The 24,822-nt window shown below is 52.0% G+C and carries 24 protein-coding genes; 15 read left to right on the top strand and 9 right to left on the bottom strand.

Features of this window, described 5'->3' with window-relative positions; translation table 11 throughout:
• Nucleotides 1–73: 73 nt before the first annotated feature.
• Nucleotides 74–922 carry an HTH-type transcriptional activator RhaR gene (gene rhaR, locus OGY06_RS11660; protein WP_126957439.1) on the top strand — a complete coding sequence of 283 codons (849 nt, stop codon included), beginning with the start codon at nt 74–76 and terminating at the stop codon, nt 920–922.
• Here the strand turns inward: rhaR and rhaT are convergent.
• The gene (gene rhaT, locus OGY06_RS11655) at nt 919–1,953 is read right to left on the bottom strand and encodes an L-rhamnose/proton symporter RhaT (protein WP_003825242.1); all 1,035 of its coding nucleotides are present in this window, start codon (nt 1,951–1,953) and stop codon (nt 919–921) included. The genes rhaR and rhaT overlap by 4 nt on opposite strands.
• 289 nt (nt 1,954–2,242) lie before the next feature.
• On the opposite strand from rhaT, the gene sodA reads away from it, so the two are divergent.
• A complete protein-coding gene (sodA, locus tag OGY06_RS11650; protein ID WP_003825239.1) occupies nt 2,243–2,863 on the top strand; it encodes a superoxide dismutase [Mn] in 621 nt (206 codons plus the stop codon).
• Nucleotides 2,864–3,096: 233 nt separating this feature from the next.
• On the top strand, nt 3,097–4,080 hold the full coding sequence (kdgT, locus tag OGY06_RS11645) for a 2-keto-3-deoxygluconate transporter (protein ID WP_003825237.1): 984 nt from the start codon (nt 3,097–3,099) through the stop codon (nt 4,078–4,080).
• Between the two features lie 41 nt (nt 4,081–4,121).
• Here kdgT and OGY06_RS11640 read toward each other — a convergent pair whose 3' ends face one another.
• The gene (locus tag OGY06_RS11640; RefSeq protein ID WP_286605350.1) at nt 4,122–5,018 is read right to left on the bottom strand and encodes a dihydrodipicolinate synthase family protein; all 897 of its coding nucleotides are present in this window, start codon (nt 5,016–5,018) and stop codon (nt 4,122–4,124) included.
• A 152-nt stretch (nt 5,019–5,170) separates the two neighbouring features.
• Between OGY06_RS11640 and yiiM the strand changes: the two genes are divergently transcribed.
• From yiiM to OGY06_RS11620, 4 genes are all read left to right on the top strand, one after another.
• Entirely contained in the window at nt 5,171–5,845 is a 675-nt protein-coding gene (gene yiiM / locus OGY06_RS11635) for a 6-hydroxyaminopurine reductase (protein ID WP_048215189.1), read from the top strand.
• 227 nt (nt 5,846–6,072) lie between these two features.
• Nucleotides 6,073–6,777, top strand: coding sequence for a GntR family transcriptional regulator (locus OGY06_RS11630; protein ID WP_020996112.1), 705 nt, complete (start codon nt 6,073–6,075; stop codon nt 6,775–6,777).
• An 8-nt stretch (nt 6,778–6,785) separates the two neighbouring features.
• The gene (locus OGY06_RS11625) at nt 6,786–7,739 is read left to right on the top strand and encodes a sugar phosphate isomerase/epimerase family protein (protein ID WP_267391421.1); all 954 of its coding nucleotides are present in this window, start codon (nt 6,786–6,788) and stop codon (nt 7,737–7,739) included.
• A 122-nt stretch (nt 7,740–7,861) separates the two neighbouring features.
• Entirely contained in the window at nt 7,862–9,112 is a 1,251-nt protein-coding gene (locus OGY06_RS11620) for an MFS transporter (RefSeq protein WP_126957471.1), read from the top strand.
• 40 nt (nt 9,113–9,152) lie between these two features.
• Here the strand turns inward: OGY06_RS11620 and cpxA are convergent, their stop codons facing one another.
• Together cpxA and cpxR are read right to left on the bottom strand one after the other, a co-directional pair.
• A complete protein-coding gene (gene cpxA, locus OGY06_RS11615; RefSeq protein ID WP_003028758.1) occupies nt 9,153–10,526 on the bottom strand; it encodes an envelope stress sensor histidine kinase CpxA in 1,374 nt (457 codons plus the stop codon).
• Nucleotides 10,523–11,221, bottom strand: coding sequence for an envelope stress response regulator transcription factor CpxR (gene cpxR / locus OGY06_RS11610; protein WP_003028763.1), 699 nt, complete (start codon nt 11,219–11,221; stop codon nt 10,523–10,525). The genes cpxA and cpxR overlap by 4 nt, the downstream gene beginning before the upstream one ends.
• A gap of 150 nt (nt 11,222–11,371) precedes the next feature.
• Between cpxR and cpxP the strand changes: the two genes are divergently transcribed.
• From cpxP to OGY06_RS11575, 7 genes are all read left to right on the top strand, one after another.
• The gene (gene cpxP, locus OGY06_RS11605; RefSeq protein ID WP_008787022.1) at nt 11,372–11,872 is read left to right on the top strand and encodes a cell-envelope stress modulator CpxP; all 501 of its coding nucleotides are present in this window, start codon (nt 11,372–11,374) and stop codon (nt 11,870–11,872) included.
• A 147-nt stretch (nt 11,873–12,019) separates the two neighbouring features.
• On the top strand, nt 12,020–12,922 hold the full coding sequence (gene fieF / locus OGY06_RS11600; RefSeq protein ID WP_003825216.1) for a CDF family cation-efflux transporter FieF: 903 nt from the start codon (nt 12,020–12,022) through the stop codon (nt 12,920–12,922).
• Nucleotides 12,923–13,107: 185 nt separating this feature from the next.
• On the top strand, nt 13,108–14,070 hold the full coding sequence (gene pfkA / locus OGY06_RS11595; RefSeq protein WP_003825214.1) for a 6-phosphofructokinase: 963 nt from the start codon (nt 13,108–13,110) through the stop codon (nt 14,068–14,070).
• Between the two features lie 200 nt (nt 14,071–14,270).
• Entirely contained in the window at nt 14,271–15,260 is a 990-nt protein-coding gene (sbp, locus tag OGY06_RS11590; protein WP_063941738.1) for a sulfate/thiosulfate ABC transporter substrate-binding protein Sbp, read from the top strand.
• Nucleotides 15,261–15,364: 104 nt separating this feature from the next.
• Nucleotides 15,365–16,114, top strand: a complete 750-nt coding sequence (locus OGY06_RS11585) for a CDP-diacylglycerol diphosphatase (RefSeq protein ID WP_020996109.1) — start codon at nt 15,365–15,367, stop codon at nt 16,112–16,114.
• Between the two features lie 73 nt (nt 16,115–16,187).
• Nucleotides 16,188–17,492 carry an SLC13 family permease gene (locus tag OGY06_RS11580; protein WP_286605348.1) on the top strand — a complete coding sequence of 435 codons (1,305 nt, stop codon included), beginning with the start codon at nt 16,188–16,190 and terminating at the stop codon, nt 17,490–17,492.
• 113 nt (nt 17,493–17,605) lie between these two features.
• Nucleotides 17,606–19,078, top strand: a complete 1,473-nt coding sequence (locus tag OGY06_RS11575) for a DASS family sodium-coupled anion symporter (protein WP_286605346.1) — start codon at nt 17,606–17,608, stop codon at nt 19,076–19,078.
• 39 nt (nt 19,079–19,117) lie between these two features.
• Here OGY06_RS11575 and tpiA read toward each other — a convergent pair whose 3' ends face one another.
• Together tpiA and OGY06_RS11565 are read right to left on the bottom strand one after the other, a co-directional pair.
• Nucleotides 19,118–19,885 carry a triose-phosphate isomerase gene (gene tpiA, locus OGY06_RS11570; RefSeq protein ID WP_003028783.1) on the bottom strand — a complete coding sequence of 256 codons (768 nt, stop codon included), beginning with the start codon at nt 19,883–19,885 and terminating at the stop codon, nt 19,118–19,120.
• Between the two features lie 228 nt (nt 19,886–20,113).
• A complete protein-coding gene (locus OGY06_RS11565; RefSeq protein ID WP_149335648.1) occupies nt 20,114–20,716 on the bottom strand; it encodes a YiiQ family protein in 603 nt (200 codons plus the stop codon).
• A 100-nt stretch (nt 20,717–20,816) separates the two neighbouring features.
• On the opposite strand from OGY06_RS11565, the gene OGY06_RS11560 reads away from it, so the two are divergent.
• Nucleotides 20,817–21,245 (top strand): DUF805 domain-containing protein, encoded by a 429-nt coding sequence (locus tag OGY06_RS11560; protein ID WP_003825201.1) that lies wholly within the window; start codon nt 20,817–20,819, stop codon nt 21,243–21,245.
• Between the two features lie 63 nt (nt 21,246–21,308).
• Here the strand turns inward: OGY06_RS11560 and fpr are convergent, their stop codons facing one another.
• The 3 genes from fpr to glpK form a co-directional block, all read right to left on the bottom strand.
• Nucleotides 21,309–22,055: a ferredoxin--NADP(+) reductase gene (gene fpr, locus OGY06_RS11555; protein ID WP_063941742.1), complete on the bottom strand. Its 747-nt coding sequence runs from the start codon at nt 22,053–22,055 to the stop codon at nt 21,309–21,311.
• 95 nt (nt 22,056–22,150) lie between these two features.
• Nucleotides 22,151–23,161, bottom strand: coding sequence for a class II fructose-bisphosphatase (gene glpX, locus OGY06_RS11550; RefSeq protein ID WP_063941743.1), 1,011 nt, complete (start codon nt 23,159–23,161; stop codon nt 22,151–22,153).
• 135 nt (nt 23,162–23,296) lie between these two features.
• On the bottom strand, nt 23,297–24,805 hold the full coding sequence (gene glpK / locus OGY06_RS11545; protein WP_003028792.1) for a glycerol kinase GlpK: 1,509 nt from the start codon (nt 24,803–24,805) through the stop codon (nt 23,297–23,299).
• Nucleotides 24,806–24,822 lie beyond the last annotated feature (17 nt).

Here is a 24,822-nt window from a genome sequence, read left to right as displayed (position 1 = left end):
CCGGCCTACGTGGATGCCCTGTAGGCCGGATAAGCGCAGCGCATCCGGCAAGCATTCAGGTTGAGGTCATGTGATGGCGAATCAGCTAATCCTTCTGAAATCAGACTTCTTTGCGCATGAGCAGCAGGCTGTGGCCGTGGCTGACCGTTATCCGCAGGATGTCTTTGCTGAGCATACCCACGAGTTTTGCGAGCTGGTTATGGTCTGGCGCGGTAATGGTCTGCATGTCCTTAACGATCGTCCGTACCGGATAACCCGTGGCGACCTGTTTTACATTCGCGCCGAAGATAAACACTCCTACACCTCCGTGAACGACCTGGTGTTGCAAAATATCATCTACTGCCCGGAGCGGTTGACGCTGAATGTTGACTGGCAAGGGGCGATCCCCGGATTTGACGGTACGCCGAGGCAGCCGCATTGGCGACTCGGCAGCGTTGGCATGAGTCAGGTCCGACAGGTGATAAGCCAGCTTGAGCATGAAAGCAATCAGCGTGATGCACAGGCTTTTACCATGGCTGAGCTGCTGTTCGGGCAGTTGGTGACACACCTTAAGCGGCATCGTTATGCCACGGATACGCTCCCGGCGACCTCCAGTGAAACGCTGCTGGATAAACTGATCACCGCGTTAGCTGGTAGCCATGAGCATGCATTCGAACTGGATACGTTTTGCGAGCGCGAACAGTGCAGCGAGCGCGTTTTGCGCCAGCAGTTTCGCAGCCAGACCGGGATGACCATCAACCAGTATCTCCGCCAGGTGCGGGTTTGCCATGCGCAGTATCTGCTCAAACATAGTCGGTTGATGATTAGCGAGATTTCCATGCGCTGCGGTTTTGAGGACAGTAACTACTTTTCAGTGGTATTTACGCGGGAAACCGGGATGACGCCGAGCCAGTGGCGTCATCTCAGTACTCAGCATGCTTAGCTGGCCATTCCCAGACCGACAATGTTTGCCGCGACAATGATCACCACGCAGCCGAGGCTTAGCACGCTGACCGGACGACGACCCGCGTTTTTCCACTCTTTTAATACCAGACCGACAATCCCGCCGCACAGAACATAGAAGCTCATGTGCAGCATCCAGCTTACATAGTCATACTGCGCCGGAATACGTGCGTGGCCCCAGGCGTAGAAGAAGAATTGCAGATACCACATCAAGCCACCAAGCGCAGAGAGCAGCACGTTGGTGATAATCAGCGGCTTGGCTAACGAGAAGTCGGCTTTTATCGACAAGTTCTTCACTTTTGCCAGACGAATGAAGCAGAAGCCCAGGTTAACAAGCGCGCCACCGCCCATAATGACCACATAGCTAGGCAGGGCGACATACAGCGGATCGACGCCCAACGCGGCGGCGGCATCGTGCATCGGTTTCGCCGCGTTCATCGCAAAGGACATCCCGGCGGAGAAAATACCGCACATGACGGCCAGAACCAGACCTTTTTTCAGGTTGAAATCTTCCGCTTTGATGCCCATTTTGCGTTCTTTTAACTGACCGGCACGGGTAACAATGCCTACGCCAATCAGCGCGACCAGTACGCCAAGCAGCGTCATGCGGCCACCAGAGGTATTGATCAGTACATCAAAATTGCCGTTGATAATCGGGGTCATCAGCGTGCCGACAATCAGCGTAATACCTATCGCAATCCCGATACCCATCGACATACCGAGATAGCGCATGGTCAGGCCATAGTTGATATTGCCAATCCCCCACATTGCACCAAACAGAAATACCGGAGCCAGTGTGGAGAGGCTGAAGGAGCTGAAGTAGGCCCAGAAATCGGGAAGTAACATGGCGCTGATGGTCCACGGCAGGATTATCCAGGAGACGATCCCGCCAACCGACCACATCGTTTCCCATGACCAATGTTTGACTTGCTTGAACGGGGCATAGAAACAGGCGGCACTGGCTGCCCCTATCAAATGCCAAAAGATACCCATCGTAATCGCGTTACTCATGACTTAATCCTCGTTATTTTTTATCGTCGGTAATGACCCCTCCGACCTAACGAGTTTAAAAATTACGCAGGTGGTTAACCTTTTGACGATTGCCGCCCTTTTGCGCATGTTGGCAATTATCACGTTAAGTGGGTGATTCGGCTCACATCTTTAACAATGGGTTTGATTCATTAAGACCCTGTAAAAAGTACGGCATTGATAATCATTTTCAATATCATTTAATTAACTATAATGACCCAACTGCTTACGCGGCGTTAACACTGGCCGCCCGACAATACTGGAGATGATTATGAGTTATACACTGCCATCCCTGCCGTACGCTTATGATGCCCTTGAACCGCACTTCGATAAGCAGACGATGGAAATCCACCACACCAAACACCACCAGGCTTACGTAAATAACGCCAACGCTGCTCTGGAAAGCCTGCCTGAATTCGCCAGCCTGTCCGTTGAAGAGCTGATCACCAAACTGGATCAACTGCCAGCAGACAAGAAAACCGTACTGCGTAACAACGCGGGCGGTCACGCTAACCACAGCCTGTTCTGGAAAGGCCTGAAAACCGGTACTACGCTGCAGGGCGACCTGAAAGCGGCTATCGAACGTGACTTCGGCTCCGTTGACAACTTCAAAGCTGAATTTGAAAAAGCAGCGGCAACCCGCTTTGGCTCCGGCTGGGCGTGGCTGGTTCTGAAAGGTGACAAACTGGCTGTTGTTTCTACCGCCAACCAGGATTCCCCGCTGATGGGTGAAGCTATCTCTGGCGCTTCCGGTTTCCCAATCGTGGGCCTGGACGTTTGGGAACACGCTTACTACCTGAAATTCCAGAACCGTCGCCCGGACTACATCAAAGAGTTCTGGAACGTTGTGAACTGGGACGAAGCTGCCGCGCGTTTCGCAGCAAAAAAATAAGTTCTACGCTTTAACAAAGCCCTGCAAGCGATGCTTGTGGGGTTTTTTTGTGATCAAACTCAATATAAAAACAATGATCCACTTAAATTGAAACAAGGTTTTATTATGCGAGTGGGATCACTTTTATAGTCTCTATGAATGTCTATCTTCTTTTCATCAAGACGGGCGCATCTCAAAGCAAGATGCAATCGCCCATAAAAATTGCCCCATTTTTATGTCTACAGGTGATGGAAATGCAGATCAAACGTACGATAGAGAAAATCCCAGGCGGTATGATGCTGGTGCCGCTTTTCCTGGGCGCGTTGTGTCACACCTTTTCCCCCGGCGCCGGGAAATATTTCGGCTCCTTTACCAACGGTATGATCACCGGTACGGTACCTATCCTGGCAGTCTGGTTCTTTTGCATGGGGGCGTCGATCAAGCTAAGCGCCACCGGCACCGTGCTGCGTAAATCAGGTACGTTAGTCATAACCAAGATTCTGGTGGCGTGGGTGGTTGCAGCGATTGCTTCACGCATTCTGCCGGAACATGGTGTAGAGGTCGGATTCTTCGCTGGGTTGTCTACGCTGGCGCTGGTGGCCGCGATGGATATGACCAACGGCGGGCTGTATGCCTCGATTATGCAGCAGTACGGCACCAAAGAAGAGGCCGGAGCGTTTGTCCTGATGTCGCTGGAGTCTGGCCCGCTGATGACCATGGTGATTCTGGGAACCGCCGGGATCGCGTCGTTTGAACCGCACGTATTTGTTGGTGCAGTATTGCCGTTCCTGATTGGCTTTGCGCTGGGGAATCTGGACCCTGAACTGCGGGAGTTCTTCAGCAAAGCGGTGCAGACGCTGATCCCGTTCTTTGCCTTCGCATTAGGTAACACCATTGATTTGAGCGTGATTGCGCAGACCGGCGTGCTGGGTATTCTGCTGGGCGTGGCGGTGATTATCATCACTGGTATTCCATTGATTATCGCCGATAAACTGATTGGTGGTGGCGATGGTACGGCGGGGATTGCCGCTTCCAGTTCCGCGGGGGCGGCGGTTGCTACGCCTGTGCTGATTGCTGAAATGGTTCCGGCATTTAAACCGATGGCACCGGCAGCAACTTCCCTGGTCGCCACGTCGGTGATTGTGACCTCCATTCTGGTGCCGATTATCACGTCTATCTGGTCGAAAAAGGTCAAAGCAAGGGCGGCAGAAATTGATATTCGTGGTACCGTGAAGTAAGTCTCTTAAGCCGGATGGTCTGCTCCATCCGGCTTAATTATTTACCCTTTGACGACAAACACCTCATCGATTGTTCGGCACTCACTCTCGTTCAACTCTCCACCGGCATTACGTGACACGCCGGTACAATAGCCAAATTTACGCGATACCACGGTTTTGATGGTGGTGACAAAATCTTCGCCGATGGCATAGATGGACATGTAGGTGCCAATCTGGTCCTGAATATCGCGAAGCGCTGCCAGGTCGCCCTGTTTAAACGCTTCCCGCGCGCTGACAAACAGTTCCGGCATGACGTTGTTCAACCCTGAAATAATCCCCGCGCCACCTGCCAACAGGTTGGGAATGTAGTATTCGTCATAGCCGGACAGCACGGCAAAATCCTCCCGCACGGCGCGGGTGGTCTGAATCATGCTGCGGGTATGGGACTGACAGTCGACGGTGTCTTTAATGCCAGCAAAATTCGGGAATTCGGCGGCGAGGGTGGCTACCAGTTCGGGGGTTAAATCGCAGCCGGTGCGTGCCGGGAAGTTATAAGCAAACCATTTACCGCTGAGTTTCTGCCCCAACTGACGGAAGTAGCTCAGCAGCTGTTTCGCCGTTTGTCCGTAGTAATAGGGCGGCAGGATCATCACGGCATCGTAACCTGAGCGATACGCTTCCTGTGCCATCAATAAAATATCATTCTGGCAGGTGGATGAGACGTTGGCGACCATCTTTAGCGAGCTCATGGCGCGGGCCTCACGGATCAGCAGCAGCCTTTCTTCGAGCGTAAAGGAGGCAAATTCCCCGATGCTGCCCATCAGCAAAATCACGTCGATTTTGGCCTCGGTAAGGCGTTTGAGATGTTGGCTTAGACCGTTGAGATCGATCTTGCCATCATTGTCCATTGGCGTAATGGAAGGACACCAGACGCCAGCAAATTGCGATTGACCAGTCACGTTGTCGACTCCTTATTTGAAATGATGTTTCAAAACCAGATTACATTGATAGCATGTGTCCCTAAGTTTCATGTGAACCGTGCTCTCATTTTGAGCGACTGGGGTAAAATAAATGTGGTGTAATGGGGGAAATTTATCGGGAGAGGGAACAGATGCGATATCCGGTCGATGTTTTTACGGGCAAAGTTCGGGACTACACGGGAAGCCGTCCCAGCGCGATTGCTAAAGTCCAGATTGACGGTGAGTTGATGCTGACCGAACTGGGGCTGACGGGGGATGAACAGGCGGAAACGAAAATTCATGGCGGGCCGGATCGCGCGCTGTGTCACTATCCGCGTGAACACTATCAGCACTGGAGACAAGCGTTCCCGGAGCAGGCGGAGCTATTTGTCGCGCCCGCGTTTGGTGAGAACCTCTCTACTGAGGGGCTGACTGAAGAGAATGTGTATATTGGCGACATTTTCCAGTGGGGAGAGGCGCTGATTCAGGTCACGCAGCCGCGCTCGCCGTGCTTTAAGCTGAATTTCCATTTTGGCATCAGCGATATGGCCAGCCAGATGCAGGATGCAGGTAAGACGGGCTGGCTGTGCAGCGTCATCGCGCCTGGTCAGGTGTCAGCAGACGCGCCGTTGATCCTGGCGTCACGCGTAAGCGACGTCAGCGTGCGGGAGGCAATTGCTATCGCCTGGCATATGCCGTTTGATGATTCGCAATATCACCGTCTACTGTCGGCTGCCGGGTTATCAAAAAGCTGGACCAGAACGATGCAAAAGCGTCGTTTAAGCGGCAAGATCGAAGACAATTCCCGCCGTTTGTGGGGAAAATAAACCCACCTTAATCTTGCAATTAAATCAGGTGGCGACACCTGATTTACCTCTCCCCGTGGTTCATCTCTCTGCGTACCAAACCGGGCAAAAACCTGACGGTCACGGTTTGCTTCAAAGCCATTCTTGATACCTGGTCCACAAAAAGAAACTCTGCGTTGAAAAAAAACTTGAGTATTTCCTGCACTCAAATATCTTAGCTTCAAATTGGTTTAAACCAGATGAGCAAAATGAAAAAGAAAAACAATGTTGATGTGCTCAGAGAGCGCTTTGAAAGCTGGTTAAACGAGAAGAATTTACCAGCGGGGTCCAAATTGCCTTCAGAAAGGGAGCTATGTGAGCTGCTGGATGCAAAGCGTATGACCTTACGTCAGGTTCTGATTGAGCTTGAGATCGATGCGCGTATTTTCCGCAAGAACCGCAGTGGTTGGTTTATTTCATCGAAGCGATTTATTTATAACCCTAAATCACTTTCCAGCTTCAATGCTGAAGCTTGTGCTCAGGGACGTAAGCCTTTTTGGGATTATTTAACCAAAGAAACCATTGATACAGTTCCGCATCATGTTGATGATGTTTTTCTCTCCTCCGGCGATCGCTATTTAGTTACCGGCTGGTGCGGCCTTGATTCACATAAAGTGTTTTACCATGAATCCTATATTGATGCCGATGTTGCGCCAGGATTCATTAATAAATTGGGCAATCAGTCTTTTGCCAGCGTCTGGGAAGATGCGTTTGGCCATGTTTTAAATATCAAAGAAATGATTTTTAAACCGGTCAATATGCCAGAAGTGGCCTGCAAAGAGCTGGGTGTTGCGCCTAATACGTATGGAATTTTAGTAGAAAAACATCGGGCTACCCGAGATAAAAAAGTGGTTCAGGTTGATTTCGAATACTGGCGACTTGAATCAGTGGAACTTGTTATTCGCGATGAATGAGAAAAATAATGGGAAAATGTAACCAAGAACTTCTTGCGGAACGCGCGAGAAATATACCGCTGTACCTACATGCTTATGCTTTTCATCTGAATATGCGCTACGAGAGAGTCCTGCCGGGGGATCTTCTGGATATTGCGCATCAGCAAAAATTGAAGGGTGTAAAAATACATGTTGAGGATGGTGAGTCCCAATCACTGCAGAAACTGAACGATCAGCAGCTACACGATTTTAAAGAAAAGGCCATAAAATATAATCTGGATGTGCATATCGAAACGAGCGCATCGGATAAGGCAACATTGACGGATGCAATCCGTATTGCTGTTGCTACTGGTGCAACTTCAGTGCGTTTCTACCCGCGTTATGAAGGGTATCTGAACGATGTTATGGCGAAGATTGCCAATGATATTGCGTGGCTGTCTCAGTATGACGATTGCGGACTAAGCTTTACTATCGAACAGCATGAAGATCTGCAAGGCCATGAGCTGGTGACGCTGGTTAATAATAGCGGGATGAAAAATCTCTCTATTCTGTTTGATTTTGGCAACATGATTAATGCCAATGAGCAGCCGCTTTCTGCGTTAGAGGTTATGTCTCCTCTGATCACTCAGGTGCATATCAAAGACGCAAAAATTATTAAAGAAGGTAAAGGCTGGGGGCATGAGGCTTGTCGTTCAGGACACGGCGATTTACCCATGGAAGAGATGCTTAAGGCATTATTACTTTTAGGTGAAGATAAACCGCAAGTACATGCTTTTGGCCTGGAAGAAGAAGTTGAATATTATGCCCCTGCATTTCGCTTCGACGATGAGGGTGATAATCCATGGATCCCATGGCGCGATGCAAGTTATACGCCGCTGCCTGACAGCAACATGATTGATACGCGACTGGCGCAGGAAAAAGAACATGCTCTTGCCCAAATAAAATATATCCGTGATATATGTGACAAGTTTATAGGCAATTAATTAGTTTTCTTAAAATATTATTAAATGCGGAAAGGATTATGAAAATAATCCCCTGGCGTTATTAATTATACAATTTAATTTAGATATTTCTCTCAACAAGCAATGAGGGTTTAATCATGTTCATGAATAAATGGGCAAGACTCTGTTTTTTGATTTTAGGCGGCGGCACGATATTCAAGCTTTCGAGTATGAAAGATGTTTTCTATGTGCCAATGCAGAATGACTGGGGTTTAACTAATACGCAAATTGGGTTGAGCTTTACGGTTTATACGATTGTTCAGACAACCGGACTTTTTCTTTCTCTCTATATCGCAGACCGTTACTCCAAGAAAATATTATTACCGTTCGGTCTGATTGGCGTTGGGTTATGTGGCTTATATCTGGCAACGTTACCGTCATTTACCGGTTATCTCATTTGCTTTGCCGCGATGGCTTTCTTTGCCGATGTGGTTTATTGGCCGGTATTGCTGAAAGCCGTTCGTTTGCTGGGAACGAAAGAAGAACAAGGACGCATGTTCGGCTTTTTAGAAGCCGGACGTGGCGTGGTGGATGTTATCGTTGCATCTGGCGCTCTGTTTGTCTTCGTCCAGTTTGGTGAAGGTAAAGCGGGGATGCAGGCGGGCCTGTTGTTCTATACGGTAATTACGCTTGTGGCAGGTATTGTGACGTACTTTATTGTCGATGATGACAAAGTGAAAGGCGGCGAGAAAACCAGTGCCAACATGGAAGTGTTAAAGGGTATCAAACATGTTTTGTCCTGCCCTAATGTTTGGCTGGCTTCTTTAGGTATTTTCTTCGTTTATGCCGCGTACTGTGGACTGACTTACTTTATTCCATTCTTAAAAGATATCTATATGCTGCCGGTAGCGCTCGTCGGTGCGTACGGCATCATCAACCAGTATGCGCTAAAAATGGTAGGTGGGCCGATTGGTGGAATGTTGGCAGATAAAGTTGCTAAATCACCGACAGTGTATCTGAAGTGGACGTTCCTGATCTCTGCTGTAGCGATGCTTGTGTTCATGCAGTTACCGCATCAAACAATGAACGTGTATATCGGTATGGCGGCGACATTAGGGTTCGGAGCGATTATCTTCTCACAGCGCGCCATTTTCTTCGCGCCAATGGATGAGATCGGTACCCCACGTGAGTATGCGGGCTCGGCAATGGCGTTTGGTTGCATCATCGGTTATATGCCAGCGATGTTTGCGTACACGTTGTACGGCTATTTGCTGGATACCAATAGCGGCATCACTGGCTACAACTATGTCTTTAGCGTGATGATTGCGTTCAGCTTTATGGGCTTTATCTGTTCGACCATTCTGGTGAAGCGGATTAAAAAGCAAAAGCTAGCGGCGGCAGAAGTGACAGCATAAAGTGAGAGCTTCCCCGGCACGAGGCTACCGGGGAAGCCTGTTAAGCGCGTTTATACAGCGGTAACCAAATCACCAGCCGTAAACCACCCAGCGGGCTGTCTTCGGCCTTCACCCAGCCACGATGCTGCTGAATTGCGGTTTCAACAATCGCCAGACCCAGACCTGTTCCGCCAGACTCGCGATCGCGCGCCTCATCGGTACGATAGAACGGACGGAAAATCTGTTCTCTGTCTTCAGGGCTAACGCCTGGGCCATCGTCGTCCACGGTGATGGTAATCCCGTCGATATCCACCGCGAAGCCAACTTCAATCTTCGTATGTGAATAGCGCAGGGCATTGCGCACAATGTTTTCCAGCGCACTTTCCAACGCATTTGGGTTACCGTACAGCGGCCACGGACCCGGCGGGAAATTCACCGTGAGTGACTTACCCATCTGCTCAGCTTCAAAGGCGGCGTTATCCAGCACTTCGCCCCACAGCTGATTAGCTTTCACTGTTTCACTGACCAGCGCGTTTTTCTGCTGATTACGTGACATCACCAGCAGGTCGTTGATCATGCTGTCCAGTCGGTGTGCTTCTGTTTCAATGCGCTCCAGCTCTTTGCTCTCACCGCTACGACGGCGCAGCAGAGCGGTGCCCAGTTGCAGACGCGTTAGCGGTGTTCTCAGCTCGTGAGAGATGTCCGACAGCAGGCGTTGCTGTGTGGTCATCATCCGTTCCAGCGCTGTCACCATCTGGTTAAAGCTGGCGCCTGCCGCCAGAAACTCCTGCGGACCGGCTTCCAGTTCCGGATGCTGACGCAGGTTGCCCTGGGCCACTTCATCCGCCGCGTTTTTCAACTTACGCGCAGGTTTCGCCAGACTCCAGGCAAGCCAAAGCAATAGCGGTGAGCTGACTAACATGGTGACGATCAGCAACAGCAGCGGTCGGTCGAACAGCAGGTTGATAAAGTCAGATTGTGAGCTGCTGGCAGGTCGTATGAGATACAGCTGGTAGTTATCTTCACCGTCTCTGACGGAGAAAGGCCCGACCATCTCAACGCGACCGTATTTTTTCTTTTGCGGATGGTCGGCGTTATCGGCCTGACCAATAAAGTTACGAATGATCTGCATTTCGTTGCGTTCTGCGCCGATCACGCGTCCTTCCGTCGTAACAAGTAATAACCGCTGCCCTGGCGGCGCCCACTTGTCTATCGCCCGAAACAAGCGACGCCACCACATCAAATCGTTGGGTGGATCGTTCGCCAGTTCAGCTTCAACGTGTTGCTCAATCATTAACCCCTGGCGCTGCTCGCTGTCCAGTAGCTCGGTCATCTGGCGTGAGTCGAGCTTGGGTAACATCAGTACCAACATCAACACCAGTGCCAGCGTCAACCAGAAGATGGCAAAGATGCGTGCGGTTAAGCTCCCTATCATGAAGCGGAGACCATCAGGTAGCCGCGACCACGCAGGGTTTTAAACCACGGGTGTCCGTCTTTACGCTCTGGCAGCTTACGACGCAGGTTCGAGATATGCATATCGATCGCGCGATCGAAAGGCGTCAGGCGTTTGCCCAGCACTTCCTGGCTCAGGTGCTCACGCGAAACCACCTGACCGAGATGCTGAGCCAGCAAATAGAGCAGGGTGAATTCGGTGCCGGTTAACTCCAAAATTTGCCCGTCAAAGCTGGCTTCCTGGCGACCCGGATTAAGGCTTAACGCATCTACTTCCAGCGTCGGCGAGCCGTTATCGCTGTTCTGCTGCTGTTCGCTCCAGTGTGAGCGACGCAGAATAGCGCGGATGCGCGCGACCAGTTCACGGTCGTTAAACGGTTTAGGTAAATAGTCGTCCGCGCCCAGCTCAAGGCCAAGTACGCGATCCAATTCGCTGCCGCGAGCGGTCAGCATGATTACAGGTGTCTGGTGTGTCTGACGAAGTGCTTTCAGCGTATCAATGCCGTTTTTCTTCGGCATCATGACGTCGAGCAAAAGTAAATCGATGCTGTCATCCAGAAGCTCAAGCGCCTGTTCCCCATCATAGGCAACCAGCACATCGAAACCTTCCATTTCGAGCAACTCCTTTAACAGGGAAGTCAGCTCTCGGTCATCATCAACTAACAGGATTTTATTCATTGTTTACGTACCTCCGAGGCAGAAATTACGTCATCAGGCGTCGCTAATCTATGACTTTACGTTGTTTTACACCCCCTGACGCATGTTTGCAGCCCGAATCGTAAACTGTCTCTCGTTGAATCGCGACAGAAAAGATTTTGGGAGCAAGTGATGGGCAAAGTTACCGCTGCCGTCATGGCCTCAACGCTGGCACTCAGTACATTTAGCCATGCAGCTGAAGTCGTCACAGGCGATCACTGGCACCTGGGTGAAGGCTCATCGCAACGCAGCGTTCAGAGCCACATGTTTGACGGTATCAGTTTAACCGAACATCAACGTCAACAGATGCGAGATTTAATGCAGCAGGCAAGACACGAACAGCCTCCTGTTAATGTTAGCGAAATGGAGACAATGCATCGCCTTGTCACCGCAGAGAAATTTGATGAAAGCGCAGTGCGCGCTCAGGCAGAAAGAATGGCGCAAGAACAGGTTGCCCGCCAGGTTGAAATAGCCAGGATCCGCAACCAGATGTATCGCCTGTTAACGCCCGAGCAGCAAGCGGTTTTAAATGAGAAACATGAACAACGAATGGAGCAACTGCGCGATGTAGCGCACTGGAAAAAAAGCTCATCGTTGAATTTATTGAGTAGTAGCAACTCACGTTCCCAGTAGTAACCCTGTTTTCCTTGCCATAGACACCATCCCTGTCTTCCCCCACATGATGTGGGGGTTTTTTTTGCCCAAAATTTGTCCCTCGGTTATTGCCTGACTGTTTTACTTCATCCGTTATACTAGCGGCATATCCTGGCAGGAGTGTTTATGAATCAAACCTATGGGCGGCTGGTGAGCCGGGCGGCAATCGCGGCGACCGTGATGGCATCGCTGTTACTTTTGATCAAAATTTTCGCGTGGTGGTACACCGGATCGGTCAGTATTCTGGCAGCGCTGGTGGATTCTCTGGTGGACATCGCGGCGTCATTAACCAACCTGTTGGTGGTGCGCTATTCGCTGCAGCCCGCCGATGATGAACATACGTTCGGACACGGAAAAGCGGAATCGCTGGCGGCGCTGGCGCAAAGCATGTTTATTTCCGGTTCGGCGCTGTTTTTATTCCTGACCGGGATTCAGCATCTCATTCAACCCACGCCGATGAAAGATCCCGGCGTTGGGGTGGTTGTCACCATTATTGCGTTAGTGTGTACAATCATTCTGGTCTCGTTTCAGCGCTGGGTAGTGAAGCGTACGCAAAGTCAGGCCGTTCGGGCAGATATGCTTCATTATCAGTCTGATGTTATGATGAACGGTGCGATTCTCATTGCGCTCGGGCTGGCATGGTACGGCTGGCATCGTGCGGATGCCTTGTTTGCGCTCGGGATTGGCATCTATATTTTATATAGCGCATTACGCATGGGGTATGAGGCAGTGCAATCTTTGCTGGATCGCGCTTTACCCGATGAGGAACGTCAGGAAATTATTGATATCGTGACGTCATGGCCTGGAGTCAGCGGCGCTCACGATCTTCGCACGCGGCAGTCAGGGCCGACCCGCTTTATTCAGATTCATTTGGAAATGGAAGATAATCTGCCGCTCGTTCAGGCGCATTTAGTGGCTGAACAGGTTGAGCAGGCAATTTTACGGCGTTTCCCGGGATCGGATGTCATCATTCATCAGGATCCCTGTTCAGTCGTACCCAAGGAAGGCAAGATGTTTGAGCTTTCATAATTCGTTGTAAAAAAAGTGAACCGGGCCAGCATTTTGTGTATAAATTACCACCATTTGGCCTGACCTGAATCAATTCAGCAGGAAGTGATTGTTATACTATCTGCATATTCGTTGGATCGTTTCGATATGCGGAATCGACTTCCGGCAGCAGATTTCATTTTGCATTCCAAAGTTCAGAGGTAGTCATGATTAAGAAAATCGGTGTGTTGACAAGCGGCGGTGATGCGCCGGGCATGAACGCAGCAATCCGTGGTGTTGTACGTGCAGCGTTGACGGAAGGGCTGGAAGTCATGGGGATCCATGATGGCTACCTGGGTTTGTATGAAGACCGTATGGTCCAGCTTGACCGCTACAGCGTGTCCGACATGATCAACCGTGGCGGTACTTTCCTCGGTTCTGCTCGCTTCCCGGAATTCCGTGATGAAAACGTACGTGCGGTGGCGATCGAAAACCTGAAGAAGCGTGGCATCGACGCCCTGGTTGTTATCGGGGGTGACGGTTCTTACATGGGTGCAAAACGCCTGACTGAAATGGGCTTCCCGTGCATCGGTCTGCCGGGCACTATCGACAACGATATCAAGGGCACTGACTACACCATCGGCTACTTCACCGCGCTGGGTACTGTCGTTGAAGCGATTGACCGCCTGCGTGATACCTCTTCTTCTCACCAGCGTATTTCTATCGTTGAAGTGATGGGCCGCTACTGTGGTGACCTGACCCTGGCAGCAGCGATTGCCGGTGGCTGTGAGTTCGTGGTGGTTCCGGAAGTGGAATTCAGCCGTGACGATTTGGTTACTGAAATCAAAGCAGGTATCGCGAAAGGTAAAAAACACGCAATCGTAGCGATCACTGAACACATGTGTGACGTTGACGAATTGGCGCATTACATTGAGAAAGAAACGGGTCGTGAAACGCGTGCAACCGTACTGGGTCACATCCAGCGTGGTGGTTCCCCGGTTCCTTACGACCGTATTCTGGCATCCCGTATGGGCGCCTATGCCATTGAACTTCTGCTGGAAGGTCACGGCGGTCGCTGCGTAGGTATTCAGAACGAGCAGCTGGTTCACCATGACATCATCGACGCTATCGAAAACATGAAGCGTCCGTTCAAAGGTGACTGGCTGGACTGCGCGAAGAAACTGTATTAATTGCAATTGCCGGATGGCGGCTTGCGCCTTATCCGGCCTACATGATGCAAATCGTAGGCCTGATAAGCGTAGCGCCATCAGGCAAAAACTCGACTCCATATATTCCCCCAAGTTATAGCAAATCTTTTTTTATTCTTTAATGTTTGGATGCCTTTCTGGCACGCTTTGCTCATCACAACACTACCTAAGAGAGCTGGGCGATGAACAAATGGGGCGTAGGGTTAACATTATTGCTGGCATCGACCAGCGTTCTGGCAAAGGATATTCAGTTACTTAACGTATCGTACGATCCAACGCGTGAACTGTACGAGCAGTACAATAAGGCCTTCAGCGCGCACTGGAAGCAGGAAACGGGCGACAACGTCGTGATTCGCCAGTCGCATGGTGGTTCGGGTAAACAGGCGACCTCCGTCATCAACGGCATTGAAGCCGATGTCGTGACGCTGGCACTGGCTTACGACGTGGATGCCATTGCTGAACGTGGCCGTATCGATAAAAACTGGATTAAACGCCTGCCGGATAACTCTGCGCCTTACACCTCCACCATCGTATTTCTGGTCCGCAAAGGCAATCCCAAACAAATTCATGACTGGAACGATTTAATCAAACCGGGCGTGTCGGTCATTACGCCAAACCCGAAAAGCTCCGGCGGAGCTCGCTGGAACTATCTGGCGGCATGGGGCTATGCCCTGCACCACAACAACAACGATCAGGCCAAGGCACAAGACTTTGTGAAGGCCCTGTATAAAAACGTTGAGGTACTCGATTCTGGTGCACGTGGTTCAACCAATACCTTCGTTGAACGTGGTATCGGTGATGTGCTGATTGCCTGGGAAAACGAAGCGCTGTTGGCAACGAACGAGCTGGGCAAAGATAAATTCGAGATAGTGACCCCGAGTGAATCTATCCTCGCGGAGCCGACCGTGTCCGTGGTTGATAAAGTGGTGGAAAAGAAAGACACCAAAGCGGTGGCGGAAGCTTACCTGAAGTATCTCTACTCTCCGGAAGGTCAGGAAATTGCGGCGAAAAACTACTATCGTCCACGTGATGCAGACGTTGCGAAGAAATACGAAAACGCATTTCCGAAGCTGAAGCTGTTCACTATCGACGAAGAGTTTGGCGGCTGGACGAAAGCGCAGAAAGAGCACTTCTCTAACGGCGGTACGTTCGACCAAATCAGTAAACGATAAATAAGTCTTGATTTACCGACCCGGTGGCCTAACGCGACTGGGTTTTTTTATTTGTCATGGTTTTGCGTTACTCTTGCCCTTCAATGGGATACAGGAAACGCGTAATGAAAAAAGCAGGCTATCTTTTACTGGCGGTGATTGTGGTCGCCGCCGCTGCAGGTATCGGGTACTGGAAATTCACCGGCAACCCGGACGCATTACGCCAGATCGTTCTTCAGCAATGCCTGCCGCACCAGTTGCAGCAGCAGGACCCCGCACCATGCGCTGAAGTAAAGCCGGATGCTGGATATGTGGTGTTCAAAGACCGTAACGGCCCACTGCAATATCTGTTGATGCCTACCTGGCGGATCAACGGTACGGAAAGTCCGCTGTTGTTGAAATCAGGCACACCGAACTTTTTCTGGCTGGCCTGGCAGGCGCGTAGCTTTATGAGCCAAAAATACGGCCAGGAAATCCCTGACAAAGCAGTCTCTCTGACCATTAACTCACGTAGCGGGCGTACGCAAAATCACCTGCATATTCATATCTCCTGCCTGCGAACCGATGTCAGAAAGCAGCTGGATGACAACCTGGCGAAAATCAGCACCCGCTGGCTACCATTACCGGGTGGGCTGCGCGGTCATGAATATCTGGCACGTCGCGTCACGGAAAATGAACTGGCACAACGCAGCCCGTTTATGATGCTGGCGGAAGAGGTGCCGGATGCGCGTGAGCATATGGGCAGCTATGCGTTGGCGATGGTGCGCCAGAGCGACGAATCCTTTGTCCTGCTGGCTACTCAGCGCAATCTGCTGGCACTGAATCTCGCCTCCGCTGAGGAAATTCAGGATCATCAATGTGATATTCTGCGTTAACCCCACCTAATCTGGCGTTTACTCCGCATGCCTGTCCCCGTATTCTTGTTGAAAAAAACAACAGGAGACAGGCATGTCGCTCTGGCTTACACACCCTCTGTTTATCCCCTCTCTGGTGGTTGGTATCACCATTCTTCTCTGGGCTACGTCGCTGCTGCCGGAGTTTATAACGGCGCTGCTGTTCTTTGCCGTGGCGATGGTCGCCAAAATCGCGCCACCGGATGTGATTTTTGGCGGCTTTGCGTCCTCCGCATTCTGGCTGGTGTTTAGCGGCTTTGTACTGGGTATTGCGATTCGTAAAACGGGGCTGGCGGACAGGGCGGCGAGGGCGCTGTCATCGAGGTTGACTGATTCCTGGCCGTTAATGGTGGCGAGCGTAGTGCTGCTGAGTTACGCGCTGGCATTTGTAATGCCATCCAACATGGGCCGCATTGCGCTGCTGATGCCGATTGTCGCGGCGATGGCGAAACGAGCCGGAATTAACGACGGCACGCGCGCCTGGTATGGTCTGGCACTGGCCGTCGGGTTTGGGACGTTCCAGCTTTCTGCGACGATTTTACCCGCTAACGTACCGAATCTGGTGATGAGCGGCGCGGCGGAAGGCTCTTACGGCATCCACCTCAATTATCTTCCCTATTTGCTGCTGCATACGCCGGTTCTGGGTTGGCTTAAAGGCGCGGTGCTCATTGTGCTTATCTGCTGGTTGTTCCCTGGCAAGCCGCATGCGCCGCGCGATCTCACGCCGCCGGAGCCGATGAGCCGGGATGAAAAACGTCTGGCCTGGATGTTAGCGGTGGTGCTGTTCTTGTGGGTAAGCGAAAGCTGGCTCGGTATTGGCCCCGCGTGGACCGGGCTGGCGGCGGCAGTTATCACATTGCTACCACGGGTTGGCTTTATCAATGGCGACGAGTTTTCCGCTGGGGTCAACATTCGTACCTGTATTTATGTGGCGGGTATTCTGGGGCTGGCGATCACCGTCACGCAGACCGGTATTGGTAGCGCCGTTGGCGAAGCGCTGTTACAGGTGATGCCGCTGGATGCGGAAAAGCCGTTTACCAGTTTCCTCGCGCTGACCGGTATTACCACTGCGCTTAATTTTATTATGACGGCGAACGGTGTTCCGGCGCTGTATACCACGTTGGCGCAAAGCTTTGCCGATGCGACGGGATTCCCACTGCTGTCGGTGATTATGATCCAGGTGCTGGGTTATTCCACACCACTGTTGCCGTATCAGGCTTCACCGATCGTGGTGGCGATGGCGCTCGGGAAAGTACCTGCAAGGGCGGGGATGCTGCTGTGTATCGCACTGGCGGCGGCAACATATCTGATTCTTCTGCCGCTGGATTACGCCTGGTTTACGGTGTTGGGAAAACTGTAGCTGTATCAAAATGTTAATTTTTTGTTTTGTGAGTGAGTGAATTGTATTATGCGCGGCAATATTGGTTAATGCCTGAGCGCAGATTTGCGCACTGGAAATTCAAGGATTGATTCATGGACAGTTTAACCCCCATCCGCTGTTGGCCTGCCATCATCTCGCTCGTAATTACGCTGACCATCTGGTTTGTTATCCCGTGTCCACCTGACGTAACCCCGCAAGCGTGGCACCTGCTGGCACTGTTTATTGGTACGATCGCTGCGATTATCGGTAAAGCCATGCCGATTGGCGCAATTGCGATTGTGGCGATTATGCTGGTGGCGATGACTGGCGTTACTAACCCCGGCAAACCCTCCGCGGCGTTGAACGATGCGTTGAGTGGTTTTTCTAACCAGCTAATCTGGCTGATCGGTTTATCCATTATGCTGTCGCAAAGTCTGTTAAAGACTGGCCTGGGAGCGCGTATTGGCTACGGGTTTATTGCGCTATTTGGTAAAAGAACGCTGGGCATTGCGTGGGCATTAACCCTTGCGGAAACGCTAATTGCACCCGTAACGCCAAGCAATACCGCGCGTGGCGGCGGCATTATCCACCCGGTAATGCGGGCGATTGCGGAGAGCCTCGGCTCGCAGCCAGGCCATGCCGAGAATGGCTCAACGGGCCGTTATCTCGCGCTGGTGAACTACAACATTAACCCGATCAGCTCGGCAATGTTCATCACTGCGACCGCACCTAACCCGTTAATCGTCAGCTTTTTGACGAAGGGGACGGATGGCGTGCTGAACATGACCTGGGGAATGTGGGCTATTGCGGCGCTTCTTCCTGCTCTGGTATCACTGGTTGTCATGCCGATTGTAATCTGGTGGCTCTATCCGCCAGCTATCACGCGCACGCCAAATGCGCCGCAGTTCGCGCGGCAAAAACTGGATGCGCTGGGTCCACTATCACTGGCAGAAAAAATCACCCTGGCAGTGTTCATTTTGCTGCTCTGCCTGTGGGCGGGTGTTCCAGCGATGCTGATGGGTAGTGCCTGGAGCGTAAACCCTACCAGCGCCGCGTTAATTGGATTGTCGATTCTATTGATGGCGGGCGTATTTAGCTGGGATGACATTCTTAAATGCCGCGGGGCATGGGATACGATAGTCTGGTTTGCCGCGCTGGTGATGATGGCAGATTTTCTCAGCAAACTGGGGTTGGTGGGATGGCTGGCAACCAGTGTTGGTAGTGCAATCGACCATCTTGGCGTGCACTGGAGTGTTGCAACGCTGCTGTTGATTCTGCTTTACGTCTACTCGCACTACTTTTTCGCCAGCACAACTGCGCATATTACGGCTATGTTCGCTGCGTTCTTCGCCGCAGGATTAGGCCTCGGCGCGCCACCAGCATTGCTTGGTTTAATGCTCGGTTTCTCCTCCTCCTTGATGATGTCGCTCACGCACTATGGCACGGGTACTGCGCCGATCATCTTTGGTTCGGGCTATGTCACGCTGGCAGAGTGGTGGAAAACGGGCCTGGTGATGAGTATGGTCAACCTGACCATTTGGGGGGTGACCGGCGCCTTCTGGTGGCACTGGTTGGGATACTGGTAGTTAATACAGCGGGAGGAGTGTTCCTCCCGCCTTAACAACTTAAGCCTGTTTAGCGGCTTCTGCTGCTTTAACGATGACTGCGAAGGCGTCTGCTTTCAGAGAAGCACCACCAACCAGCGCACCGTCGATGTCCGGCTGAGCAAACAGTTCTGCCGCGTTAGCTGCGTTTACAGAACCGCCGTACTGGATGATAACTTGTTCAGCGATTTTCGCGTCAGCTTTAGCAATGTGGTCACGAATAAATTTGTGAACAGCCTGAGCCTGAGCAGGAGTTGCAGACTTACCGGTACCGATAGCCCATACTGGTTCGTAAGCGATAACGACGCCTTCGAATGCTGCTGCGCCCTGAGTTTTCAGAACCGCGTCGATCTGACGTGCGCAAACTTCTTCAGTTTTGCCTGCTTCGTTTTCTGCTTCGGTTTCACCGATGCACAGAACCGGAGTCAGACCTTGCTCTTTCAGCACAGCGAATTTTTTAGCGATCAGCTCGTCAGATTCTTTGTGGTAAGTACGACGCTCAGAGTGACCGATAATGATGTACTGCGCGCCGATATCTTTCAGCATTTCAGCACTTGTTTCACCGGTGAATGCGCCAGACAGGTTCAGATCAACGTTCTGCGCGCCCAGAATGATGTGGCTACCGGCAGCGGCGTGTTTCGCCAGGTCGATATACATTTCCGGCGGAGCAATTGCTACTGCACAGCCAGCAACGCCAGCCAGTTCTTTACGCAGATTAGCAACCAGTTCGTTTACCATGTGGCGGCTGCCGTTCAGTTTCCAGTTACCCATCACTAAAGGATGTCGCATTTCATTTCTCCACGCTTGTCAGCGAATTAAGGAATATGGCCGCCCCTCAGGGCAGCATGGTCTGTGAAACAGTATAGAGATTCATCCCCCGAAAGGCTTTGCTTTTTGTCATTTCCCCGTCATTCTCCACGTTGCAGGTGCGTTGGCTGTACTCTCTCACCCCAGTCACTTACTGATGTAAGCTCCAGGGGGGTCGTTGCGTCGCCGCCTTCCTGAAACGTGAATAATTTAGGGGGAATTCGACCCTTCGAGGTTTTCAGATAGAGCCAGCTTAATCGGTTCAACAGCGAAGGTCAGCCCCTTTTCACCGTTATCTGCCACGACATAGCGAATTGCGCCTTCTGTTTCGGCGTAATAGTGCTTACCTTTGCCTGCGGCGAGCAGTTTTTGCAGCTTTTTCTGGCTCTGTTCCTTCGTCAGTAGTGGTGCGACAGTGCGGATGACGGCGGTCATGTATTCCAGCGCTTTCGCTTTAGCTGCCTTTTGCTCTGGTCCTTGAATTGGTAACCAGGTTATCTGCATGCTTTTGATTTTCAGGGTGCCGCGCTCAAGGGCGGAAGACGCATACAGGTTTTCATTGATTTTACTGGCCGCGCGGGTGAGATTTGCCCGATCGCGACTGCTGTCGATAGCGCGGAACTCATTCAGGATCAGCTTCGGATTCTGTGTATTAAAGTTTTCGCGAAACTGGCTAATCGACAGGTCAAAGGTCGGCGCGCCCGCCAGTAAATAGGGGGCTGTGGTTGCCGTCGATGGCTCTTTCGCCAGTGCCGCAGTGCTCGCGGCTAAGGCTGAAAACAATAATAAAAACAGTGTAAATCCGTGCTTCATCAATCGTACCTTTCATTCTCACTGCTCACGATTAAAACGGTAACCGTCGAGCTTGTCAAAAGGGTAAACTGTTCTGGAAGGTAATAATAAAGGAACTTACATGACCATACAGCAGTGGTTATTCTCATTTAAAGGGCGCATCGGGCGCCGTGATTTCTGGATTTGGATTGGCCTATGGATCGTCGGCATGCTGGTTCTGTTTTCGCTGGCGAGCAAACAATTACTCGATATTCAGACCGCGGCTTTTTGTCTGGTGTGTCTGCTATGGCCAACGGCGGCAGTGACGGTAAAACGTCTGCATGACCGGGGGCGTTCCGGAGCGTGGGCGCTGTTGATGATTCTGGCGTGGATGCTGCTGGCCGGAAATTGGGCGATGTTACCCGGCGTCTGGCAATGGGCGGTAGGCCGCTTTGTTCCAACGTTGATTCTGGTCGGTATGCTTATCGATCTGGGTGCGTTCATTGGCACCCAGGACGCAAATAAATATGGTAAGGATACGCAGGACGTAAAGTACAGAGCTGGCTCGTAGGCCGGATAAGCGCAAGCGCCATCCGGCAAAATGCCCGGATGTTTACCGGGCAGTAAAACGTTCTTACCAGTAGTGCTCTGCAGTCATATGGCCCGGTCGGCGGCGCAGGTGTTTGGTCATCTGCCGGGTCTCTTTCAGCAACTGCTGCGTGTCGCGTACCATCTGCGGGTTTCCACACAGCATCACATGGCAGGTTTCTTTATCCAATGGCAGCCCGACTGCTTTTTCCAGCTCACCGCTTTCAATCAGCGCCGGTACACGCCCGGTCAGCGAATCTGCCACGGTTTCACGGCTGACAACCGTCTGGATACGTAATTTACCTTCGTAGCGCTTTTCCAGCGCCTGCATCAACGGTAGATAGCTCAAATCGGCGGCATAACGCGCGGCGTGGACCAGCACCAGGTTTTTGAAGCGATCCAGGTCCTTGCCTAACTGCAGAATCGACAAATATGGGCCGATAGCCGTGCCGGTTGCCAGCATCCACAGCGTGTCGCAATCGGGGACTTCATCCAGCACGAAGAAACCAGCCGCTTCACTCACCACCTGGACTTCATCGCCAGGCTTCAGTGCTGCCAGACGAGGGCTGAGTTTGCCGTCGGGAACCGTCACCAGATAAAACTCTAAATCGGAGTTATCAGGGGCATTGACGTAAGAATAGGCACGCTGGACGCGTTCGCCGTCGATCTCAAGGCCAAGCTTGGTGAATTGACCTGCAGTGAAAGGAAGAACCGGAGCTCGCACGGTCAAACTAAACAGGGCATCGGTCCAGTTCTGTACCTTCGTGACTTTGCCTGTTACCCAATCTGCCATGGTTTTCTCCTGTCTGCTTTGATTGCCTTATCTTCGTTCGTTGGACGAAAGATTTCCAGCCCATATGGGCTGGAAGGCTCTATTGATCAAATCAATTACAGGATGTGCGCCTGCACATCGGGATCTTTACGATCGAGGTAGTGAATCGACTGAATGCGGCGGATCGTACGTGATTTGCCGCGGATCAGCAGCGTTTCGGTGGTCGCGATATTACCTTTACGGCTAATCCCTTCCAGCAAATCGCCTTTGGTGATGCCGGTGGCGGAGAAAATGACGTTGTCGCTACGCGCCATTTCATCGAGGCGCAGCACTTTGCCCGCTTCAATGCCCATGGCGGCGCAACGAGCCAGTTCTTGTTCGCCAATGCGACGGTTCTCTTCGCTGTCGCCTTTGACGTCATGACGTGCCAGCAAACGGCCTTGCATGTCGCCGTCCAGCGCGCGGATGACGGCGGCAGAAACCACGCCTTCAGGTGCGCCGCCAATGCCGTACAGCACGTCAACTTCACTGTCTGGCATGCAGGTCAGAATGGAGGCTGCAACGTCACCGTCTGGAATAGCAAAGACGCGCACGCCCAGTTTTTGCATTTCGGCGATCGTTTCATTATGGCGTGGCTTGGCCAGAATGGTGACGGTCAGTTCACTCAGTGGCTTATTGAGTGCAGCGGCAACGTTATGCAGGTTGGCTTCCAGCGACAGGTTCAGGTCGATAGACCCTTTTGCGCCTGGGCCGACAATCAGCTTCTCCATGTACATGTCTGGTGCGTTCAGGAAGCAACCTTTATCGCCAACAGCCAGTACGGCCAGCGCGTTTGCCTGACCCATTGCCGTCATGCGTGTGCCTTCGATAGGATCGACGGCGATGTCGACCGCATCACCAAGACCGGTCCCGACTTTCTCACCGATAAACAGCATCGGCGCTTCATCGATCTCGCCCTCGCCAATCACGATGGTGCCGTCAATGTTGACCTGGTTGAGCATAATACGCATGGCGTTTACCGCCGCGCCGTCAGCGGTATTTTTGTCGCCGCGGCCCAGCCATTTATAGCCAGCCAGCGCGGCCGCTTCGGTCACGCGTGAAAATTCAATGGCAAGTTCTCGTCTCATTGCAAACTCGTAGCTAAAAGGAATGGCGCGAAGTGTAGCACAGGGGAGGGGGCGAGATTATTGATGTGTGTGCGGGGTTGCCCCCGCACGAAGATATTGCCGGATAAGGCACAGTTGCCATCCGGCTATGACGTATTACTCGTCGTGATCTTCCCACGCCATGGCGCGTTTGACCGCTTTTTTCCAGCCGCTGTAACGGAAGTTACGTTCGGTGGTTTCGATACCTGGGCGGAATTCACGCTCGATGACCGCTTTTTCCTGCAGCTCATCCAGATTCTGCCAGAAGCCTACTGCCAGACCAGCCAGGTATGCCGCACCCAATGCGGTGACTTCGCGGACTTCCGGGCGCTCAACGCGCGTGCCGAGAATGTCGGACTGGAACTGCATCAGGAAGTTGTTGGCGACCGCACCGCCATCAACGCGCAGGGCGTGCAGGCGAATACCGGAGTCAGCCTGCATTGCTTCCAGAACATCACGAGTCTGATATGCAATAGACTCAAGCGTGGCACGGATGATGTGGTTGGAGTTTACCCCACGGGTCAGACCAAAGATGGCGCCGCGAGCATACGGGTCCCAGTATGGTGCGCCCAGGCCAGTAAATGCCGGAACGACGTATACGCCGTTGGTGTCTTTCACTTTGGTGGCGAAATATTCGGAGTCGAATGCATCGCTGATGAGTTTCATTTCATCGCGCAGCCACTGGATGGAGGCGCCAGCCATAAATACCGCACCTTCCAGCGCGTAGTTCACTTCCCCGGTCGGTCCGCAGGCGATGGTGGTCAGCAGTCCGTTTTCGGACTTAACGGCTTTCTCGCCGGTGTTCATCAGCATGAAGCAGCCGGTACCGTAAGTATTTTTCGCCATCCCTTCCTTCACGCACAGCTGGCCAAACAGCGCCGCCTGCTGATCACCGGCGATACCGGAGATAGGAATACGAATACCGCCTTTACCACCGATGTTGGTCTGGCCGTACACTTCAGAAGAGCGACGCACTTCAGGCAGCATTGCACGCGGAATATCCAGCGCATCCAGCATCGTGTCATCCCAGTCCAGGGAGTGGATGTTGAACAGCATGGTACGCGAGGCGTTGGTGTAATCTGTGACGTGTACGCGCCCCTGCGTCATTTTCCAGATAAGCCAGGTGTCTACGGTACCAAACAGCAGTTCGCCGCGACGAGCGCGCTCACGCGAGCCTTCTACGTGGTCGAGGATCCACTTCACCTTGGTACCGGAGAAGTACGGGTCAATAACCAGACCGGTGTTGTTACGGATGTACTCTTCCATGCCGTCACGTTTGAGCTTTTCGCAGATATCCGCGGTACGACGGCACTGCCACACAATGGCGTTATAGATTGGTTTACCGGTTTCGCGTTCCCAGACGATGGTGGTTTCACGCTGGTTGGTAATACCGATCGCTGCAATTTCATCGGAACTGATATCGGCTTTCGCCAGAACTTCTACCAGCGTGGAGCTTTGGGTCGCCCAAATTTCCATTGGGTCATGTTCTACCCAACCGGCTTTCGGGTAGATTTGTTCGAATTCGCGCTGTGAAACGGCAACGATATTCGCATCGTGGTCCATTACGACCGCGCGGGAGCTGGTGGTGCCCTGGTCGAGCGCAACGATATATTTTTTTTCAGTCATAATTTTTTGTCCCGTAG

The organism is Citrobacter sp. Cpo147 (assembly GCF_030332405.1).
Lineage (GTDB): Bacteria > Pseudomonadota > Gammaproteobacteria > Enterobacterales > Enterobacteriaceae > Citrobacter > Citrobacter portucalensis.
This window is presented reverse-complemented; position numbering and strand designations above follow the sequence as displayed.

What these genes read in the sequence shown, in the direction of transcription:
- OGY06_RS11575 (WP_286605346.1), top strand. Translation starts at nt 17,606, where the DNA reads ATGGACAGTTTAACCCCCATCCGCTGTTGGCCTGCCATCATCTCGCTC.
- cpxA (WP_003028758.1), bottom strand. Translation starts at nt 10,526, where the DNA reads ATGATAGGGAGCTTAACCGCACGCATCTTTGCCATCTTCTGGTTGACG.
- cpxR (WP_003028763.1), bottom strand. Translation starts at nt 11,221, where the DNA reads ATGAATAAAATCCTGTTAGTTGATGATGACCGAGAGCTGACTTCCCTG.
- kdgT (WP_003825237.1), top strand. Translation starts at nt 3,097, where the DNA reads ATGCAGATCAAACGTACGATAGAGAAAATCCCAGGCGGTATGATGCTG.
- pfkA (WP_003825214.1), top strand. Translation starts at nt 13,108, where the DNA reads ATGATTAAGAAAATCGGTGTGTTGACAAGCGGCGGTGATGCGCCGGGC.
- glpX (WP_063941743.1), bottom strand. Translation starts at nt 23,161, where the DNA reads ATGAGACGAGAACTTGCCATTGAATTTTCACGCGTGACCGAAGCGGCC.
- fieF (WP_003825216.1), top strand. Translation starts at nt 12,020, where the DNA reads ATGAATCAAACCTATGGGCGGCTGGTGAGCCGGGCGGCAATCGCGGCG.
- rhaR (WP_126957439.1), top strand. Translation starts at nt 74, where the DNA reads ATGGCGAATCAGCTAATCCTTCTGAAATCAGACTTCTTTGCGCATGAG.
- OGY06_RS11630 (WP_020996112.1), top strand. Translation starts at nt 6,073, where the DNA reads ATGAAAAAGAAAAACAATGTTGATGTGCTCAGAGAGCGCTTTGAAAGC.
- OGY06_RS11620 (WP_126957471.1), top strand. Translation starts at nt 7,862, where the DNA reads ATGAATAAATGGGCAAGACTCTGTTTTTTGATTTTAGGCGGCGGCACG.
- OGY06_RS11560 (WP_003825201.1), top strand. Translation starts at nt 20,817, where the DNA reads ATGACCATACAGCAGTGGTTATTCTCATTTAAAGGGCGCATCGGGCGC.
- yiiM (WP_048215189.1), top strand. Translation starts at nt 5,171, where the DNA reads ATGCGATATCCGGTCGATGTTTTTACGGGCAAAGTTCGGGACTACACG.
- sbp (WP_063941738.1), top strand. Translation starts at nt 14,271, where the DNA reads ATGAACAAATGGGGCGTAGGGTTAACATTATTGCTGGCATCGACCAGC.
- OGY06_RS11580 (WP_286605348.1), top strand. Translation starts at nt 16,188, where the DNA reads ATGTCGCTCTGGCTTACACACCCTCTGTTTATCCCCTCTCTGGTGGTT.
- fpr (WP_063941742.1), bottom strand. Translation starts at nt 22,055, where the DNA reads ATGGCAGATTGGGTAACAGGCAAAGTCACGAAGGTACAGAACTGGACC.
- tpiA (WP_003028783.1), bottom strand. Translation starts at nt 19,885, where the DNA reads ATGCGACATCCTTTAGTGATGGGTAACTGGAAACTGAACGGCAGCCGC.
- OGY06_RS11565 (WP_149335648.1), bottom strand. Translation starts at nt 20,716, where the DNA reads ATGAAGCACGGATTTACACTGTTTTTATTATTGTTTTCAGCCTTAGCC.
- cpxP (WP_008787022.1), top strand. Translation starts at nt 11,372, where the DNA reads ATGGGCAAAGTTACCGCTGCCGTCATGGCCTCAACGCTGGCACTCAGT.
- rhaT (WP_003825242.1), bottom strand. Translation starts at nt 1,953, where the DNA reads ATGAGTAACGCGATTACGATGGGTATCTTTTGGCATTTGATAGGGGCA.
- glpK (WP_003028792.1), bottom strand. Translation starts at nt 24,805, where the DNA reads ATGACTGAAAAAAAATATATCGTTGCGCTCGACCAGGGCACCACCAGC.
- OGY06_RS11585 (WP_020996109.1), top strand. Translation starts at nt 15,365, where the DNA reads ATGAAAAAAGCAGGCTATCTTTTACTGGCGGTGATTGTGGTCGCCGCC.
- OGY06_RS11625 (WP_267391421.1), top strand. Translation starts at nt 6,786, where the DNA reads ATGGGAAAATGTAACCAAGAACTTCTTGCGGAACGCGCGAGAAATATA.
- sodA (WP_003825239.1), top strand. Translation starts at nt 2,243, where the DNA reads ATGAGTTATACACTGCCATCCCTGCCGTACGCTTATGATGCCCTTGAA.